Raw genomic sequence first — 15173 nt, 5'->3', positions numbered from 1 at the left:
GCAAGCAGATGCGCAGCCGCCACGTGTTCCACGCCGTCGACTCGCACACCGAGGGCATGCCGACCCGGGTCATCACCGGTGGATTCGGCGTCATCCCCGGCGCCACCATGGCCGAGCGCCGGGCGCACTTCCAGCAGCACCTGGACCACTTCCGCACGCTGCTGATGTACGAGCCGCGCGGTCACGCCGCGATGAGCGGCGCGATCCTCCAGCCGCCGACCCGGCCGGACGCCGACTTCGGCGTGCTCTACATCGAGGTGTCCGGACTGCTGCCGATGTGCGGCCACGGCACCATCGGCGTCGCCACCGTGCTGGTCGAGACCGGCATGGTGCCGGTGGTCGAGCCGGTCACCACCGTCCGGCTGGACACCCCCGCCGGCCTGGTGGTCGCCGAGGTGCACGTCGAGGACGGCGCCGCCAAGGCGGTGACCATTCGCAACGTTCCCTCCTACTCCGTCGCGCTGGACCGTAAGATCGACGTGCCCGGGTACGGCACCGTCGGCTACGACCTCGCGTACGGCGGGAACTTCTACGCCGTCCTGCCGCTCGCCGAGTTCGGGCTCCCGTTCGAGCGCGAGCGCAAGGAGGAGATCCTGGCCGCCGGCCTGGCCCTGATGGACGTGATCAACGCCGGCCCGGACCGCCCGGTGCACCCGGAGGACCCGTCCATCCACAGCTGCCACCACGTCCAGCTGCTCGCCCCGGGCTCCACCGCCGAGCACTCCCGGCACGCGATGGCCATCCACCCCGGCTGGTTCGACCGTTCGCCCTGCGGCACCGGTACGTCCGCGCGGATGGCCCAGCTGCACGCGCGCGGCGAGCTGCCGCTCGGGCGGGACTTCCGCAACGACTCCTTCATCGGGACGACCTTCACCGGGCGCCTGGTCGAGGAGACCGAGGTGGCCGGGCGGCCCGCCGTCGTCCCCACCGTCACCGGACGCGCCTGGATCACCGGCACCGCCCAGTACTTCCTCGACCCGAGCGACCCGTTCCCGGCCGGCTTCCTGCTCTGACCGCTCCGAAGCCGGCGCCGCCCCCCGCTGATCTCCGCTAAGGACTAGCTGCTGTGACGATCCGTTCGTACAACCCCGCCGATCCCACGGACCTCGTCGCCGAGGCGCCCGCGCCCGGTGCCGAAGCCGTGCGGGCCACCGTCGGCCGTGCCCGGACGGCACAGTCCGGCTGGCTCGCCGCCGGCGCCGGCGCCCGCTCCGCCGCGCTCACCCGGATCGCCGAGCTGGTCGAGGCGCACGCGGACGAGCTGGCCGCGCTGGTCGTCCGCGAGGTCGGCAAGCCGCTCGCCGAGGCACGCGGCGAGGTCGCCCGCACCGCCGCGATCTGGCGCTACTACGCCCAGGCGCCGTTCGCGGCCTCCGGCGCCGTGCACGAGACCGCCGCCGGCCCCGGGCTGCTGCTCACCCGCCGCCGCCCGTACGGGGTGGCCGGGCTGATCACGCCGTGGAACTTCCCCCTCGCGATCCCCACCTGGAAGGCCGCCCCGGCGCTGGCCGTCGGCAACTCCGTGGTGCTCAAGCCCTCCTCGGAGGCGATCGGCTGCGCGCTGCGGCTCGGCGAGCTGGTGGCCGAGGCCGGGCTGCCGGCCGACGTCTTCACCGTGCTGCCGGGCGGCGGCGCCGAGGGCGGCGAGCTGGTCGGCATCGCCGACGTGGTCTCGTTCACCGGCTCCACCGGGGTCGGCCGGCAGGTCGTCCGGACCGCCACCGAGCGCGGCATCCCCGTCCAGGCCGAACTCGGCGGGCTGAACGCGGCACTCGTCCTCCCGGACGCCGACATGGAGCAGGCGGCCGCCCACCTGGCCGCCGCGATCGCCGGGTACGCCGGCCAGAAGTGCACCGCCACCAGCCGGGTGATCGCCGTCGGCGGGGCGTACGAGCCGCTGCGGGCCGCCCTGGTCAAGGCGCTCGCGCTGGTCGACGACACGTCCTGCGGGCCGGTCATCAACGCCGGCTCCCGGGACGCGATCACCGAGGCCGTCGCCTCGGCCCGCGAGGCCGGCGCCGAGGTGCTGACCGGCGGCGGCGCGCCGGAGCGGACCGGCTGGTACCTCGACCCGACCCTGGTCGCCGGCGTGCCGGACGACCACCCGCTGCGGCGCGAGGAGTTCTTCGGCCCGATCGCCGTGCTGCACGCCGCGGCGGACCTGGACGAGGCGATCGCGCTCGCCAACGACACCCCGTACACGCTGTCCGCCTCGGTGCACACCCGCGACCTCGACGTCGCGCTGGCCGCCGCCGACCGGCTGGACGCGGGCATGATCCGCGTCAACGCGCCCTCCAGCGGCGTCGACTTCCACCTGCCGTTCGGCGGCGCCAAGGGCGCCAGCCACGGCGCCCGGGAGCAGGGCCAGGACGCGCTGGACTTCTACACCCAGGGCCGCACCGTCACCCTGCTGCCCGCCGGTGGTGCCTGATGCAGGTGCGGACCGTGGACTACCACACGGCCGGCGAACCCTTCCGGATCGTCCTCGACGGGGCGCCGGCCACCCCCGGTGACACCGTCGCCGAGCGGCGGGCCATCGCCCTCGGCGCGGGCGGCACCGCCACCGCGCCCCGGCCCGGCGCGCTCGACCGGGTGCGGCAGCTGCTCACCCGGGAACCGCGCGGGCACGCCGGGATGTACGGCGGGTTCCTGGTGCCGCCGGACGACGACGAGGCGCACCTCGGCGTGCTGTTCTGGCACAAGGACGGCTACTCGACCGCCTGCGGCCACGGCACCATCGCCCTCGGCGCGTGGGCGGTGGACTCCGGTCTGGTCGCGGCCCCGGCGGACGGCGTGGCGCGGGTGCGGATCGACGTGCCGTCCGGGCGGGTCACCGCTCTGGTCCACCGCGAGGGCGGCCGCACCACCGGGGTGACCTTCCGCAACGTGCCGGCCGTCGTCAGCGCGCTCAAGCTGCCGGTGGAGACCGGGCGGGGAGTGGTGGAGGTCGCCGTCGCGCACGCCGGCGCCTGCTACGCCTCCGTCCCGGCGGCCGCGCTCGGCCTGGCCGTCGAGCCCGGCCTGCTGCCCGAACTCACCGCCGCCGGGCGTGAGATCAGGGCCGCCCTGGCCGGCTCGCCGGCCGTGCAGCACCCGACGGACCCGCGGCTCTCGGGCGTCTACGGGGTCATCCTGTACGACGAACTGCCCGACGCCGACGGGCAGCTGAGCCAGCGCAACGTGACCGTCTTCGCGGACGGCCAGATCGACCGGTCGCCGTGCGGCTCCGGCACCTCGGCCCGGCTGGCCGTCCTCGCCGCCGAGGGCCGGATCGTGCCGGGCGACGAGCTGCGCCACGAGTCGGTGATCGGCACGGTCTTCGCCGGCCGGGTGCTGCCCGGTGGCGACCCGCTCGGAGCCGGCGTCGTCACCGAGGTCACCGGCACCGCCCACCGCACCGGCGAGCACGGCTTCGTCCTGGAGCCGGACGACGCGCTCGGCACGGGGTTCCTGCTGTGACCGGCGACCGACGTGACGACCCCACGCTGCCCGGCGCGGCCGCCGAGCCGCTCCGGCGCGCCGCGCCGGGCGTCCACGGGAACGCCGCGGGGCTGGTGCCCGGGCTGACCCCGGCGCAGGCCGCCGGGGCGATCGAGCGCGTGCTGCTGGAAGGGCTGGACCCGGAGGCCACACCCGCCCGTTCGGCGATGCCGGTGCCGGCCGGGGAGCTGCTGCTGATGCCGGCCGCCTCCGCCGGGTACGCCGGCGTGAAGATCGCCGGAGTGGCCCCGGACAACCCGGCCCGCGGCCTGCCCCGGATCACCGGCAGCTACCTGCTGCTGGACGGGCCGACCCTGCAGCCCGTCGCCCTGCTGGACGGCGCGGCGCTCACCGCGCTGCGCACGCCCGCCGTCACCGCCGTCGCGCTCTCCCGGCTGGCCGATCCGGAGGCCGCGCACCTGGTGCTGTTCGGTGCCGGGCCGCAGGCCTACGGGCACCTGGACGCACTGCTCGCCGTCCGGCCGCTGAGCCGGGTCACCGTGGTGGCCCGGCGCACGGCACCCGCCGAGGAGCTGGCCCGGTACGCGCGGGCCCGCGGGCTTGAGGCCGCGGTGGGCACGGCGGACGCCGTGGCCGAGGCGGACCTCGTGGTCTGCTGCACCACCGCGCGCACCCCGCTGTTCGACGGGGCGCTGGTGCCCGACCGCGCCGTGGTGGCGGCGGTCGGCTCGCACGAGCCGGAGGCGCGCGAGGTGGACGCGGTGCTGGTCGGCCGCGCGGAGCTGTACGTCGAGGCGAGGTCGGCCGCGCTGCGGGAGGCCGGGGACCTGCTGATGGCGGGCGTCACCGGTGCCGACCGGCTGTGGAACCTGGCCGAGCTGGTGCGCGGCGAGGCGCCGGTGCCGACCGGCCGGCCGCGGTTCTTCAAGAGCGTCGGGATGGCCTGGCAGGACCTCGCGGTCGCCGCGCAGGTGCACCGGGCCGGGGCCTGAGGCGGGCCCCGGGCGGCCGTCGGGCCGCCCGGGGCTTTCGGTGGTGCCGCGGCGCGGCGGCACCGGGGACCGGCCGGGCGTGGTGGCCGTCGGCCGGACCCGCGGCCGGTGCGGCGGGGAGGGATCCCCCGCCGCACCGGCCGCTTCGGCGTATCCGCCTCCGGTGGGTGCGGACCGGGCGGGCCGGGTGCCCGCTCGCACGCAGTGTGCCGCCGACCGTTGTCACGGTCGGCGGCACACTGCCACCATGGGCTCCGGGCGTCGCCGCGGACCCCGGCCGATCGCTCGAATCACCGATTGTTGCCCGCTCAACGTAACGTGACATTGTACGCTGGTGTCCTGCGACCACCGGAGGAACGCCATGTCCGACCTGAAACCCCGCACCCTGATCTCCGTCCAGGAGCGGCTGCGCGACCAGGTCGCCCACGCCCTCCGCGCCGCCCTGATCTCCGGCGAGCTGCGCCCCGGAGTGGTCTACTCCGCGCCGGCCCTGGCTGCCGACTTCGGCGTCTCCGCCACCCCCGTCCGCGAGGCCATGCTCGACCTCGCCCGCGAGGGCCTGGTCGAGGCCGTCCGCAACAAGGGCTTCCGGGTCACCGAGCTGACCGAGCGCGACCTCGACGAGTTCACCGAGATCCGCGCCCTGATCGAGATCCCCACCGTCGGCCGGGTCGCCCGGGCCGCCACCGCCGAGCAGCTGGAGCGGCTTCGCCCGCAGGCCGAGGCGATCGTCGCCGCCGCCCGCAAGCACGACCTGATCGGCTACCTGGAGGCCGACCGCCAGTTCCACCTCGACCTGATCGGCCTGGCCGGCAACGCCCACCTGGTCGAGGTCGTCGGCGACCTGCGCAAGCGCTCCCGGCTCTACGGCCTCAACCGCCTCGACCAGCGCGGCGAGCTCGTCTCCTCGGCCGAGGAGCACCTGGAGCTGCTCGACCTCATGCTCTCCGGCGACGCCGAAGCGGCCGAGGCCTGCATGGCCCGCCACCTCGGCCACGTCCGCTCGCTCTGGGCCGAGGGCCAGGCCGACGCGGTGGAGGAGCGCTCGGCGCTGAAGCTGCGGTCGCGGTAGCTCCGGGTCGCTCGTCCGGGTGAGTACGGAGGATCGGGCGCCCGACCGCGGCCGGGTTCTACGACGATGTTCTCGACATCGGCAGCCAGGAGGAATTCCATGTCCGCCGCAGCAGTGGAAGAACCCACGGGGCAGCCGACGCTGCTCGAAGTCGCCGAAGTGATCTCCGAGCAGTTCGCCGGCCACCGGGTCGAGATCATCGGGAGCCGGATCACCGTGACGCCGCCGCGGAACATGCAGCACGGCCGATCGCTCAGCAGGCTCATGCGGCAGCTGTTCGCCGCCGGGCTGAACGAGGAGGAGGCCGAGGTCTTCCAGAACGTCGGCATCCGGCTGCCGGACGGTCCGTCCGACTACGCGGTTCCCGACCTGGCGATTCTCGATGCGGGCGCCGACGACCACCTGGTCGAGTACAACTGCTACGACCCGGCGGTGTTCCGTCTCGTGCTGGAGGTGACCTCCTCCAACCTCAGCGACGACCTGAAGGCCGAGCCGGCCGCCTACGCCTCGGCCGGGGTGCCCGTGTACGTGATCGTGGACCGGACGAACCGGCGGGTCATGGTGCTCACCGATCCGCAGGACGGCGAGTACCGGGTGCACGCCGTCCACCACCCGGGGCAGTCGTTCACCCTGCCGGGGTCGATCGGGGCGTCGGTGACGCTCCTGGCGGACGACGTGCTCGCGGTGAAGAAGTAGCTCACGGCGCACTGGCTCACCGCGCAGCACCGGCTCACCGCGCAGCACCGGCTGACCGCGCAGCTGCGGCTCACGCCGCCGCCGGCACCGTGAGCCTCCCGTCGTGGACCTCGGCCACCTGGTCGACCGCGGTGAGGTGCGTGCGGTCGTGGGTGACCAGGACGGTCGCGGTGGCGCGGCGGTGGGTCAGCTCGGTGATCAGGTCGAGGACGGCGGCCCCGCGCTCGTGGTCCAGCGCGCTGGTGGGCTCGTCGATCAGCAGCACCGTCGGGTCGTTCATCAGCGCGCGGGCGATGTTGACGCGCTGACGCTCGCCGCCGGAGAGCTGGTGCGGGCGGCGGTCGGCCCGGTCGCGCAGGCCGACGGCGGTCAGCAGCTCCAGCGCCCGGGGCCGGGCGGCGCGCGGGGAGCGGCCGTCGAGATGGGCCATCACCTGGAGCTGCTCGGCGGCGGTCAGCGAGGGCAGCAGGTTGGCCTGCTGGAAGACGATGCCGATCCGGTGCCGGCGCAGCGCGGTGAGCCCGGCGCGGTCCAGCCCGGCGGTCCCGACGCCGTCCACGACCACCCGGCCGGAGTCGGGCGTGATCAGCGTCGCGGCCACGGCCAGCAGGCTCGACTTGCCCGAGCCGGACGGCCCGACCACCGCCGTGATCGAGCCCTTGGGGACGGTGAGCGAGACCTCGTCCAGGGCGGTCAGCCGGCCGTCGCCGTCCGGGTAGGTCAGCGTGACGCGGTCGAGGTGCAGGGTCATCGGGCGCTCCCCAGAGCGGTCAGCGGGTCGACGGAGGTGATCCGGCGGATGGACAGGGCGGCGCCGACCGCGCCGAGCGCGATCATCACGGCGGCCGGCAGGAGGACGGTCGGCGCGTCCAGCACGAACGGCACCGCCGAGCCGAGCAGCGCCCCGGCACCGACCGCGAGGGCGGTGCCCACGGCCGTGCCGAGGACCAGCAGCAGCACAGCCTGGCCGAGCGCGTCCCGGAGCAGGTAGTTGGTGGACGCGCCGAGCGCCTTGAGCACCGCGACGTCGCCGCTGCGCTGGATCGTCCAGACGGTGAAGAAGGCGCCGATCACCAGCGCCGAGATCGCGAACAGGAAGCCGCGCATCAGCTGCAACGAGCCGTTCTCCGAGGTGTAGGAGCCGATCGCGGCGAGGGCGTCCGTCCGGCCGAGGGTCTCGGTGGCGAAGCGGGCGTCGGCGGCGGCGAGGTCCGCGCCGGGGGCCGTGGTCAGTGCGATCACGGTGGCGTGGCCGGCCCCACCCGGGGCGATCTGCTGCCAGTCGGCGAGGCTGGTCCAGACGACCGGCGTGTGGCTGTACGAGGCGTCGCCGGCCACCGCCGCGACCTGCAGCGGATGCCCCGCCAGGGTGAAGCCGGCGCCGGGGTGCAGGCCGCCGAGGTCCGCGGCGGCGGTCTCGGAGAGCACCGCCTGCCCGGGCGCCAGCAGGGAGCCCTGCGGGGCGAGGCCGGAGCCGTCCGGGACGCCGAAGGCGGAGAGGGCGGCGGTGCGCTGCCCGGCGGCGGCCTTCGTGGTGGTGATGCCGAGCGGCTGGGCGGTGGTGACCCCCGGCTGCTTCGCCCAGCCGGTCCACTGCTCCGGGGAGACCTGGGAGTCGGTGAAGGAGAGCTTCTGGCCGTCGGCGGGCTTGGAGAAGACCAGCCGGTCGGCGGGCAGCCCGGTGATGGCGGAGGTGTTCTGCCGGCCGAGCCCGGCGGTGAGTCCGGAGAGCAGGCCGACCAGGACGGTGATCAGCACGATGACGGTCCCCATCAGGGCGAACCGCCCCTTGGCGAACCCCAGATCCCTCCAGGCGACGAACACGGGTGAGCCTTCCTCTGCGGGGTGTGGTGCGGACCCTCACCACAGTCGCCGCAGAGGGGCCGCTCCCGCATCGCACCGGAGATTGGATCCCGGGCATCGAAGGGCAGAAGCGGAGTTCAACCTTTTGATTGATGCCCCGGCGTCGCCGCGGACCCTAGGCTGGACGGATGGCGACCGAACGATCCCGCACCACCCCCGTCGCCCGCGTACTCCAGGTCTGCCTGCACCTGCTGGTGGCGGGCCTGCTCGCGCTCGCCGTCGCGCGGGCCCTCGCCGGCCGGGACGGCGACCCGGCCGCGGTCACCGCCGCCGCGACCGCGACGGCCGCCGTCTACGCCGCCGGGCCGCTGGTCGGCGCGGTGCGCCGGTCCCGCCGGGCCGCCGCGCTCTGGCTGGCCCTGCTCGGCGTCACCTGGGTCGGCCTGCTCGTCGCCACCCAGGACGGCGTCTGGCTGGCGTTCCCGCTGTACTTCCTGGAGCTGCACCTGCTCGGCCGCCGGACCGGGCTGGTGGCCGTCGGGCTCACCGCCGCGGCGGCGATCGCCGGCTGGTCCTGGCACCAGGCGACCTTCGGCGTCGCCGGTGCGATCGGGCCCGCGCTCGGCGCGGCCGTCGCCACCGCCACCGTGCTCGGCTACCAGGCGCTCTACCGGGAGAGCGAGGAGCGGCGCCGGCTCATCGACGAACTGACCGCCGCCCGCGCCGACCTCGCCGCCGCCCACCACACCGCCGGCGTGCTGGCCGAGCGCGAGCGGCTCGCCCGGGAGATCCACGACACCCTCGCGCAGAGCCTCTCCAGCATCCAGCTGCTGCTGCGCGCCGCCCAGCGGGCACTGCCCGACCGGACCGGCACCGCCGCCGGCTACGTCGAACAGGCCCGGCAGGCCGCCCAGGACAACCTGGCCGAGGCCCGCCGCTTCGTCCGCGCACTCGCCCCGGCGGACCTGGAGGGCGTCTCGCTGCCCGTCGCGCTGGAGCGGCTCTGCACCACCACCACGGCGCACAGCGGGCTGGCCGTCCGGCTGACCGTCTCCGGGGAGCCGGTGCCGCTGGCGGTGCCGCAGGAAGTGGCGCTGCTGCGGATCGCGCAGTCGGCGCTGGGCAACGCGGTGCGGCACGCGGAGGCCTCGCACGCCGACGTCACGCTCAGCTACATGGAGAGCGAGGTGGCGCTCGACGTGTTCGACGACGGGACGGGCTTCGACCCGGCCGCGGTCGCCGCGGGCGCCGCCGGCCGGGAGGGCGGCTTCGGGCTGCCGTCGATGCGGGCCAGGGCGCGGGCACTCGGCGGTACCTTCACCGTGGAGTCCGCGCCGGGGGAGGGGACGGCCCTCGCCGTCCTCCTGCCGGTGCCCGTCCCCGCGACCGAGGAGCCTTCGTGACCGACGGTGCGATCCGCCTGCTGCTGGCCGACGACCACCCCGTCGTCCGGGCCGGGCTGCGGGCCGTCCTGGAGGGCGAGCCGGACTTCGAGATCGTCGCCGAGGCGGCGACCGCCGAACGCGCGGTGCAGCTGGCCGAGGAGCTGGCGCTCGACGTGGTGCTGATGGACCTCCAGTTCGGGCCGGGATCGGCGATGACCGGCGCCCAGGCCACCGCGGCGATCACCGCCCGGCCGGGGGCGCCGCGGGTGCTCGTCGTCACCACCTACGACACCGACGCCGACACCCTCCCGGCCCTGGAGGCCGGGGCCACCGGGTACCTGCTCAAGGACGCGCCGCCGGAGGAGCTCGCCCGGGCCGTCCGCTCGGCGGCCGCCGGGCGCACCGCGCTGGCGGCCACCGTCGCCGACCGGCTGCTGGAGCGGATGCGCACGCCCGCGGCCGCGCTCAGCGCGCGCGAGACGGAGGTGCTGGGGCTGGTCGCCGACGGCCTCACCAACCAGCAGATCAGCCAGCGGCTGCACCTGAGCCAGGCCACGGTGAAGTCCCATCTGGTGCACATCTACACGAAGCTGGGCGTGGATTCGCGCACGGCGGCGGTGCGCGAGGCGCGCGGGCGGGGGCTGATCCGGCGGGGGGTGTGAGGCCGCCCCGCGGGCCGGCCGGGGGCGCGGTACCCGGCCGCGGCCGCCGCACACCCGGGCGTAGGGTGGAGCGGCCCGAACCGTTCCGTGGAGTGGAGGAACCCGCAATGGCCGCCGTCCGGCTCGACGAACTCGCCGTCCCCGTCCTCGGCGCACCCATGGCCGGTGGGGCGACCACCCCGCAGCTGGTGGCCGCGGTCAACGGGGCCGGCGGGCTGGGATTCCTCGCCGCCGGGTACCGCAGCGCCGCCGCGACGGTCGAACAGATCGCGCAGGTGCGTGAGCTGACGGACCGTCCGTTCGGCGTGAACCTCTTCGTGCCCGCCGCACCGGGCGACCCGCAGGCCGTCGCCGGGTACCGGGCGCAGCTGCTGCCGGAGGCCGAGCGGTGGGGTGTGCGGCTGCCGGAGAGCGTCCCGCCGGACCGGGACGACTGGGACGCCAAGATCGCCGCGCTGCTGGCCCTGCCGGAGCCCGTCCCCGTGGTCTCGTACACCTTCGGCCTGCCCGCCCCCGAGGAGGCGCGGGCGCTGCGGGCGGCCGGCTCCTTCCAGGTGGGCACCGTGACCTCGCCCGACGAGGCGCGCCGTGCGGCGGCCGCCGGGATGGACGCGCTCTGCGTGCAGGGCCCGGAGGCGGGCGGGCACCGGGCCACGCACGCGGTGACGGACCGCCCGGGGGAGCTGCCGCTGCTCGAACTGCTCGCCGCGGTGCGGGCGGTGACGGCGCTGCCGCTGATCGCGGCGGGCGGCCTGGCCGACGGCGCGGCGATCGCCGCCGCGCTGCGGGCCGGGGCGGTGGCCGTCCAGCTGGGGACGGCGCTGCTGCGGGCGGACGAGTCCGGGGCCTCGGCGCCGCACCGGGCGGCGCTGACCGAGCTCCCGGAGACGGTGGTGACCCGCGCCTTCACCGGACGCCCGGCGCGCGGTCTGCGCAACGCGTTCATCGACCGGTACGAGCCGTTCGCGCCGCCCGCCTACCCCGAGGTGCACCACCTCACCCAGCCGCTGCGCGCGGCGGCGACCGCACGGGCGGACACGTCGGCGATGCACCTGTGGGCCGGCACCGGCCACCGGGCGGCCCGGCCGGGCCCGGCCGCCGATCTCGTCAAGGAGCTGTGGGCGCAGGCGCGTCGCTGAGAGCGGCCCGGAAGTGGCCGATCTTCGCGCGGATGTGCTGCTGCTGACGCCGCAGGTGGGCGAGCTGCTCCTCCACCAGCGCGTCGTGCTCCTCCAGCACGGCGAGCCGCTCGGCCACCGTCGCCTCGCCGCCGCGGGTCAGCTCGGCGAACCGGAGCATGCCCGCGATCGGCATCCCGGTGTCCCGCAGGGAGCGCAGCATCGCGAGCCGGGCGAGGTCGTTCCGGCCGAACTGCCGCTGCCCGGTCCGCCCGCGCCGTACGCGGTCCAGCAGCCCGATCCGCTCGTAGTACCGCAGGGTGTCCAGGCTGAACCCGGACCGCTCGACCGTCTCCGCGGGCGTCAGCAGCTCACTGCCGGATGCACTCATGCCGGTGATCATCCCACTGCGCCGGCGCGCGCCGTGGGCGCGGGGAGCGGGAACTGTCGTCCCCCGGACGCGATCCGTCCGCGATGCGGAGGCCAGCGCGCGGCAAGGGGATCGGACGGTCGAGGCCGCCCGCGCCCCCTGCCGGTGCTGCACGGCGGGGTCAGCCGAGGAGGTCGGCCATCCAGGCTTCGATCGCCGGGACGGTGCGGGGGAGGGCGCCGGACATCAGCCGGGCGCCGTCGGAGGTGATGACGAGGTCGTCCTCGACGCGGATGCCGAGGCCGCGCAGTTCGAGCGGGAGGGTCTCGTCGTCGGGCTGGAGGTAGAGGCCGGGCTCGACGGTGAGGACGTGGCCCTCCTCCAGGACGCCGTCCAGGTACGTCTCGGCGCGGGCCTGGGCGCAGTCGTGGACGTCGAGGCCGAGCATGTGGCCGGTGCCGCAGAGGGTGTAGCGGCGGTAGAGGCCGCTGTCGTCGGCGAGCGCCTCCTCGGCGGAGACCCGCAGGACGCCCCAGTCGGCGAGGCCCTCGGCGATGACGCGCGCGGCGGCCTGGTGGAAGTCGCGGAAGCGGGCGCCGGGGCGCAGCGCGGCGATGCCGGCGTCCTGTGCGGCGAGGACCAGCTCGTAGGCCTGCCGCTGGACGGGGCTGAAGGTGCCGGAGAGCGGGAGTGTGCGGGTGATGTCCGCGGTGTAGAGGGTGTCGGTCTCGACGCCGGCGTCGAGCAGCAGCAGCTGCGAGTTGTCGAGCGGGCCGTCGTTGCGGATCCAGTGCAGCACGCAGGCGTGCGCGCCGGAGGCGGCGATGGTCTCGTAGCCGATGCCGTTGCCCTCGGCGCGGGCGCGCAGGTTGAAGACGCCCTCGATCCAGCGCTCGCCGCGGTGGTGGCGGAAGGCGGCGGGCAGTGCGCGGACGACGTCCTCGAAGCCCAGCACGGTGTGGTCGACGGAGAGTTGGAGCTGCTCGACCTCCCAGGTGTCCTTGACCAGGCGCAGCTCGGAGAGGACGGCGGCGAAGGTGCCGTCGGCCTCACCGAGGGCGGCGGAGCCGGGGCGGCCGGTGGCGGCGTCGAGCTCGGGGTCGGCGCCGGCGAGGATGCGGGTGACCGGCTGCGGGCCGGTGAGCAGCTTCTCCACCTCGTCGAGGTGTTCGACGCGGACGCCGGTGAGCCGGGCGGCCTCGTCGAGGTCGGGGCGGCGGCCGACCCAGAACTCGCCGTAGCGGCGGTCCCGGAAGAACTCGGCGCCGCGGACCGGGTCGCCGCCGCGGGGGGAGCGCGGGCGCAGGTAGAGGACGGGCTCGTGGCCCTCGGGCCCGGTGGGTTCGAGGACGAGGAGGTGGCCGACCTGGTCCTCGCCGGTGAGGCCGGTCAGCCAGGCGTAGGCGCTGTGCGGGCGGAAGCGGAAGTCGACGTCGTTGCTGCGGACCTTGAGGCGGCCGGCCGGGACGATCAGGCGCTCGCCGGGGAACGCGGCGGAGAGCCGGGCGCGGCGGCCGGGGAGGACGGCGTAGCCGGGGACGCGGTCGTCGGCGGGCAGCGGGGTGGGGGCCCAGGCGGTGCCCATGAAGGCGTTGAGGGCGGGCGAGACGGGCAGGTCGTGGCTGCCGGTGTTGAGACCGGTCTGACGAAGGGTCACCGGGGTTTCTCCTAAACGGGGCTGGCGGGCCGCACGGACACAGCTCGGTAACGGGTCGCGCCACCTCTTGTGCAGTGCAATTTCACATTACTATGTTACGGGTCACACCGTGGAGCGGCTAGACCCCCTGAGGTCGCCCTCCCGGCCCGGCCCCGGACCAGCCCCGGGGCCGACCACGGCCCACCCCTCGGGCCCCCACTGCGGAGTTGCACATGACCAGGCGCACCCACGCCGCCCTCGCGGCGGCCATCGCAGCCACACTGACCCTCGGCCTCGGGGCCTGCAACAACGACAAGAGCGACACCGGTGGCGGCGCCGCCGCCGGCAGCACCAAGGACCCGGGCGCGGCGTCCGGCGAGATCGTCGGCGGCACCCCGGTCAAGGGCGGCACCCTGACCGTCCTGACCAACCAGGACTTCGCCCACCTCGACCCGGCCCGCAACTGGGTGCTGCCGCACATGGACTTCGGCACCCGCCTGATCTACCGCACCCTGGTCACCTTCAAGGCCGAGCCGGGCGCCGCCGGCAGCGAGATCGTCCCGGACCTCGCCACCGACCTCGGCAAGTCCTCCGACGGGGGCAAGACCTGGACCTTCACCCTCCGCGACGGTCTGAAGTACGAGGACGGCAGCCCGATCAAGTCCGCCGACATCAAGTACAACGTCGAGCGGTCCTTCTCGCCGGACCTCACCGGCGGCCCCGACTACGCCGTGCAGTACCTGGCCGGCGGCGAGAACTACAAGGGCCCGCTGACCGGCGAGCACCTGTCGAGCATCGAGACGCCGGACGACAAGACCATCGTCTTCCGCCTGAAGCGCCCGGTCGCCGAGTTCTCGTACACCGCCACCCTGCCGACCTTCTCCCCGGTGCCGCAGTCGCAGGAGAAGGGCACCCAGTACGACGCGCGGCCGTTCTCCTCCGGGCCGTACAAGATCGCCTCCTACGACCGCGGCAAGCAGCTCGTGCTCGTCCGCAACACCAACTGGGACCAGGCCTCCGACTCGGTCCGCAAGGCCTACCCGGACAAGATCGTGGTCACCCAGGGCCTCAAGGGCGGCCAGGCGGACGACCGGATCATCGCCAGCGACGGCGCGGACGCCTCCACCGTCGAGATGCCGTGGATGCAGCACGAGTCCGTCTCCAAGGTGATGCCCAAGGCGGACGTCAAGGCCCGCATGGTGGCCGAGCGGACCGGCTGCACCGACATGCTGTACCTGAACACCGCCAAGGCGCCCTTCGACGACCCGAAGGTGCGCGAGGCGATGATGTACGCCGTCGACCGCGAGGCCCAGGTCACCGCGTTCGGCGGCCCGGCGATGGCCGACGTCGCGACCTCCTTCCTGCCGCCCGCGCTGACCGCCGGCGCCAAGGCCGACCCGCTGAAGATCCCGGCCGCCGGTGACCCGGAGAAGGCCAAGGAGATGCTGAAGTCGGCCGGCAAGAGCGACCTCAAGGTCACGCTCACCGTCTCCATCGGCGACAAGAGCCGCGGCGAGGCGCTCCAGCAGTCGCTGGCCAAGGCCGGCATCCAGGTCACCGTCAACACGGTGGACGCGTCCGCCTTCGCCGACACCGTCGGCGACACCAAGAACGCCCCCGACCTGACCATCAACGGCTGGTGCCCGGACTACCCGTCCGCCGCCACCTTCCTGCCCTTCCTCTTCGACGGCCGCACCATCAAGGAGAAGGGCAACCAGGGCAACTACAGCCAGTTCCGGGACCAGGCCACGATGGACCGGATGGACCAGATCGCGGCCATGACGGACGTCGCCGAGGCCAACAAGGCCTGGGCGCAGCTCGACGAGGACCTGATGAAGAAGGCCCCGGCCGTTCCGCTGATGTGGCAGCGCCGCCCGCTGCTGGTCGGCACCAACGTGGCCGGCGCGTTCGGCAACTCCGGCTACGCCGGAATGATCGACATGGCTGTGATCGGCCTCAAGGACCCCGCGAAGAGCCAGGGCTGAGGGACCGTCACCG

The 15173-nt window shown here is 74.9% G+C and carries 14 protein-coding genes; 10 read left to right on the top strand and 4 right to left on the bottom strand.

What is annotated here, in order from left to right; genetic code table 11:
• Positions 1–8: 8 nt before the first annotated feature.
• From OH807_RS10560 to OH807_RS10535, 6 genes are all read left to right on the top strand, one after another.
• Positions 9–1013, top strand: a complete 1005-nt coding sequence (locus OH807_RS10560) for a proline racemase family protein (protein ID WP_406210875.1) — start codon at positions 9–11, stop codon at positions 1011–1013.
• A gap of 53 nt (positions 1014–1066) precedes the next feature.
• The gene (locus OH807_RS10555; RefSeq protein ID WP_406196787.1) at positions 1067–2431 is read left to right on the top strand and encodes an aldehyde dehydrogenase family protein; all 1365 of its coding nucleotides are present in this window, start codon (positions 1067–1069) and stop codon (positions 2429–2431) included.
• Positions 2431–3459: a proline racemase family protein gene (locus OH807_RS10550; RefSeq protein WP_406196784.1), complete on the top strand. Its 1029-nt coding sequence runs from the start codon at positions 2431–2433 to the stop codon at positions 3457–3459. Before OH807_RS10555 ends, OH807_RS10550 begins: the two co-directional genes overlap by 1 nt.
• Complete coding sequence (locus OH807_RS10545) at positions 3456–4433, top strand: ornithine cyclodeaminase family protein (protein ID WP_406196782.1); 978 nt, start codon at positions 3456–3458, stop codon at positions 4431–4433. The genes OH807_RS10550 and OH807_RS10545 overlap by 4 nt, the downstream gene beginning before the upstream one ends.
• Positions 4434–4794: 361 nt before the next feature.
• Positions 4795–5505: a GntR family transcriptional regulator gene (locus OH807_RS10540; RefSeq protein ID WP_406196780.1), complete on the top strand. Its 711-nt coding sequence runs from the start codon at positions 4795–4797 to the stop codon at positions 5503–5505.
• A gap of 99 nt (positions 5506–5604) precedes the next feature.
• On the top strand, positions 5605–6201 hold the full coding sequence (locus OH807_RS10535) for a Uma2 family endonuclease (RefSeq protein WP_406196777.1): 597 nt from the start codon (positions 5605–5607) through the stop codon (positions 6199–6201).
• A gap of 70 nt (positions 6202–6271) precedes the next feature.
• On the opposite strand, the gene OH807_RS10530 is transcribed toward OH807_RS10535, so the two are convergent.
• Together OH807_RS10530 and OH807_RS10525 are read right to left on the bottom strand one after the other, a co-directional pair.
• Positions 6272–6952 carry an ABC transporter ATP-binding protein gene (locus tag OH807_RS10530; RefSeq protein WP_406196774.1) on the bottom strand — a complete coding sequence of 227 codons (681 nt, stop codon included), beginning with the start codon at positions 6950–6952 and terminating at the stop codon, positions 6272–6274.
• Positions 6949–8025 (bottom strand): ABC transporter permease, encoded by a 1077-nt coding sequence (locus tag OH807_RS10525; RefSeq protein WP_406196773.1) that lies wholly within the window; start codon positions 8023–8025, stop codon positions 6949–6951. Before OH807_RS10525 ends, OH807_RS10530 begins: the two co-directional genes overlap by 4 nt.
• A gap of 167 nt (positions 8026–8192) precedes the next feature.
• Here OH807_RS10525 and OH807_RS10520 point away from each other — a divergent pair, with 167 nt between their 5' ends.
• From OH807_RS10520 to OH807_RS10510, 3 genes are all read left to right on the top strand, one after another.
• Entirely contained in the window at positions 8193–9407 is a 1215-nt protein-coding gene (locus tag OH807_RS10520; protein ID WP_406196771.1) for a sensor histidine kinase, read from the top strand.
• Entirely contained in the window at positions 9404–10051 is a 648-nt protein-coding gene (locus OH807_RS10515; protein WP_406196769.1) for a response regulator, read from the top strand. The genes OH807_RS10520 and OH807_RS10515 overlap by 4 nt, the downstream gene beginning before the upstream one ends.
• 107 nt (positions 10052–10158) lie before the next feature.
• Complete coding sequence (locus OH807_RS10510) at positions 10159–11190, top strand: nitronate monooxygenase (RefSeq protein ID WP_406196766.1); 1032 nt, start codon at positions 10159–10161, stop codon at positions 11188–11190.
• On the opposite strand, the gene OH807_RS10505 is transcribed toward OH807_RS10510, so the two are convergent.
• Together OH807_RS10505 and OH807_RS10500 are read right to left on the bottom strand one after the other, a co-directional pair.
• Positions 11159–11560 carry a MerR family transcriptional regulator gene (locus tag OH807_RS10505; protein ID WP_406196764.1) on the bottom strand — a complete coding sequence of 134 codons (402 nt, stop codon included), beginning with the start codon at positions 11558–11560 and terminating at the stop codon, positions 11159–11161. The two genes, OH807_RS10510 and OH807_RS10505, sit on opposite strands and share 32 nt — an antisense overlap.
• A gap of 160 nt (positions 11561–11720) precedes the next feature.
• Positions 11721–13124 (bottom strand): aminopeptidase P family protein, encoded by a 1404-nt coding sequence (locus OH807_RS10500; protein ID WP_406210872.1) that lies wholly within the window; start codon positions 13122–13124, stop codon positions 11721–11723.
• Positions 13125–13408: 284 nt separating this feature from the next.
• On the opposite strand from OH807_RS10500, the gene OH807_RS10495 reads away from it, so the two are divergent.
• The gene (locus OH807_RS10495; RefSeq protein ID WP_406196761.1) at positions 13409–15160 is read left to right on the top strand and encodes an ABC transporter substrate-binding protein; all 1752 of its coding nucleotides are present in this window, start codon (positions 13409–13411) and stop codon (positions 15158–15160) included.
• Positions 15161–15173 lie beyond the last annotated feature (13 nt).

This window comes from Kitasatospora sp. NBC_01560 (genome assembly GCF_045208415.1).
Classification (GTDB): domain Bacteria; phylum Actinomycetota; class Actinomycetes; order Streptomycetales; family Streptomycetaceae; genus Kitasatospora.
The sequence above is the reverse complement of the archived record's forward strand: the minus strand, read 5'-3'. Positions and strand labels throughout refer to the sequence as shown.

What these genes read in the sequence shown, in the direction of transcription:
- OH807_RS10510 (WP_406196766.1), top strand. Translation starts at nt 10,159, where the DNA reads ATGGCCGCCGTCCGGCTCGACGAACTCGCCGTCCCCGTCCTCGGCGCA.
- OH807_RS10530 (WP_406196774.1), bottom strand. Translation starts at nt 6,952, where the DNA reads ATGACCCTGCACCTCGACCGCGTCACGCTGACCTACCCGGACGGCGAC.
- OH807_RS10500 (WP_406210872.1), bottom strand. Translation starts at nt 13,124, where the DNA reads ATGGGCACCGCCTGGGCCCCCACCCCGCTGCCCGCCGACGACCGCGTC.
- OH807_RS10520 (WP_406196771.1), top strand. Translation starts at nt 8,193, where the DNA reads ATGGCGACCGAACGATCCCGCACCACCCCCGTCGCCCGCGTACTCCAG.
- OH807_RS10535 (WP_406196777.1), top strand. Translation starts at nt 5,605, where the DNA reads ATGTCCGCCGCAGCAGTGGAAGAACCCACGGGGCAGCCGACGCTGCTC.
- OH807_RS10540 (WP_406196780.1), top strand. Translation starts at nt 4,795, where the DNA reads ATGTCCGACCTGAAACCCCGCACCCTGATCTCCGTCCAGGAGCGGCTG.
- OH807_RS10560 (WP_406210875.1), top strand. Translation starts at nt 9, where the DNA reads ATGCGCAGCCGCCACGTGTTCCACGCCGTCGACTCGCACACCGAGGGC.
- OH807_RS10505 (WP_406196764.1), bottom strand. Translation starts at nt 11,560, where the DNA reads ATGAGTGCATCCGGCAGTGAGCTGCTGACGCCCGCGGAGACGGTCGAG.
- OH807_RS10495 (WP_406196761.1), top strand. Translation starts at nt 13,409, where the DNA reads ATGACCAGGCGCACCCACGCCGCCCTCGCGGCGGCCATCGCAGCCACA.
- OH807_RS10550 (WP_406196784.1), top strand. Translation starts at nt 2,431, where the DNA reads ATGCAGGTGCGGACCGTGGACTACCACACGGCCGGCGAACCCTTCCGG.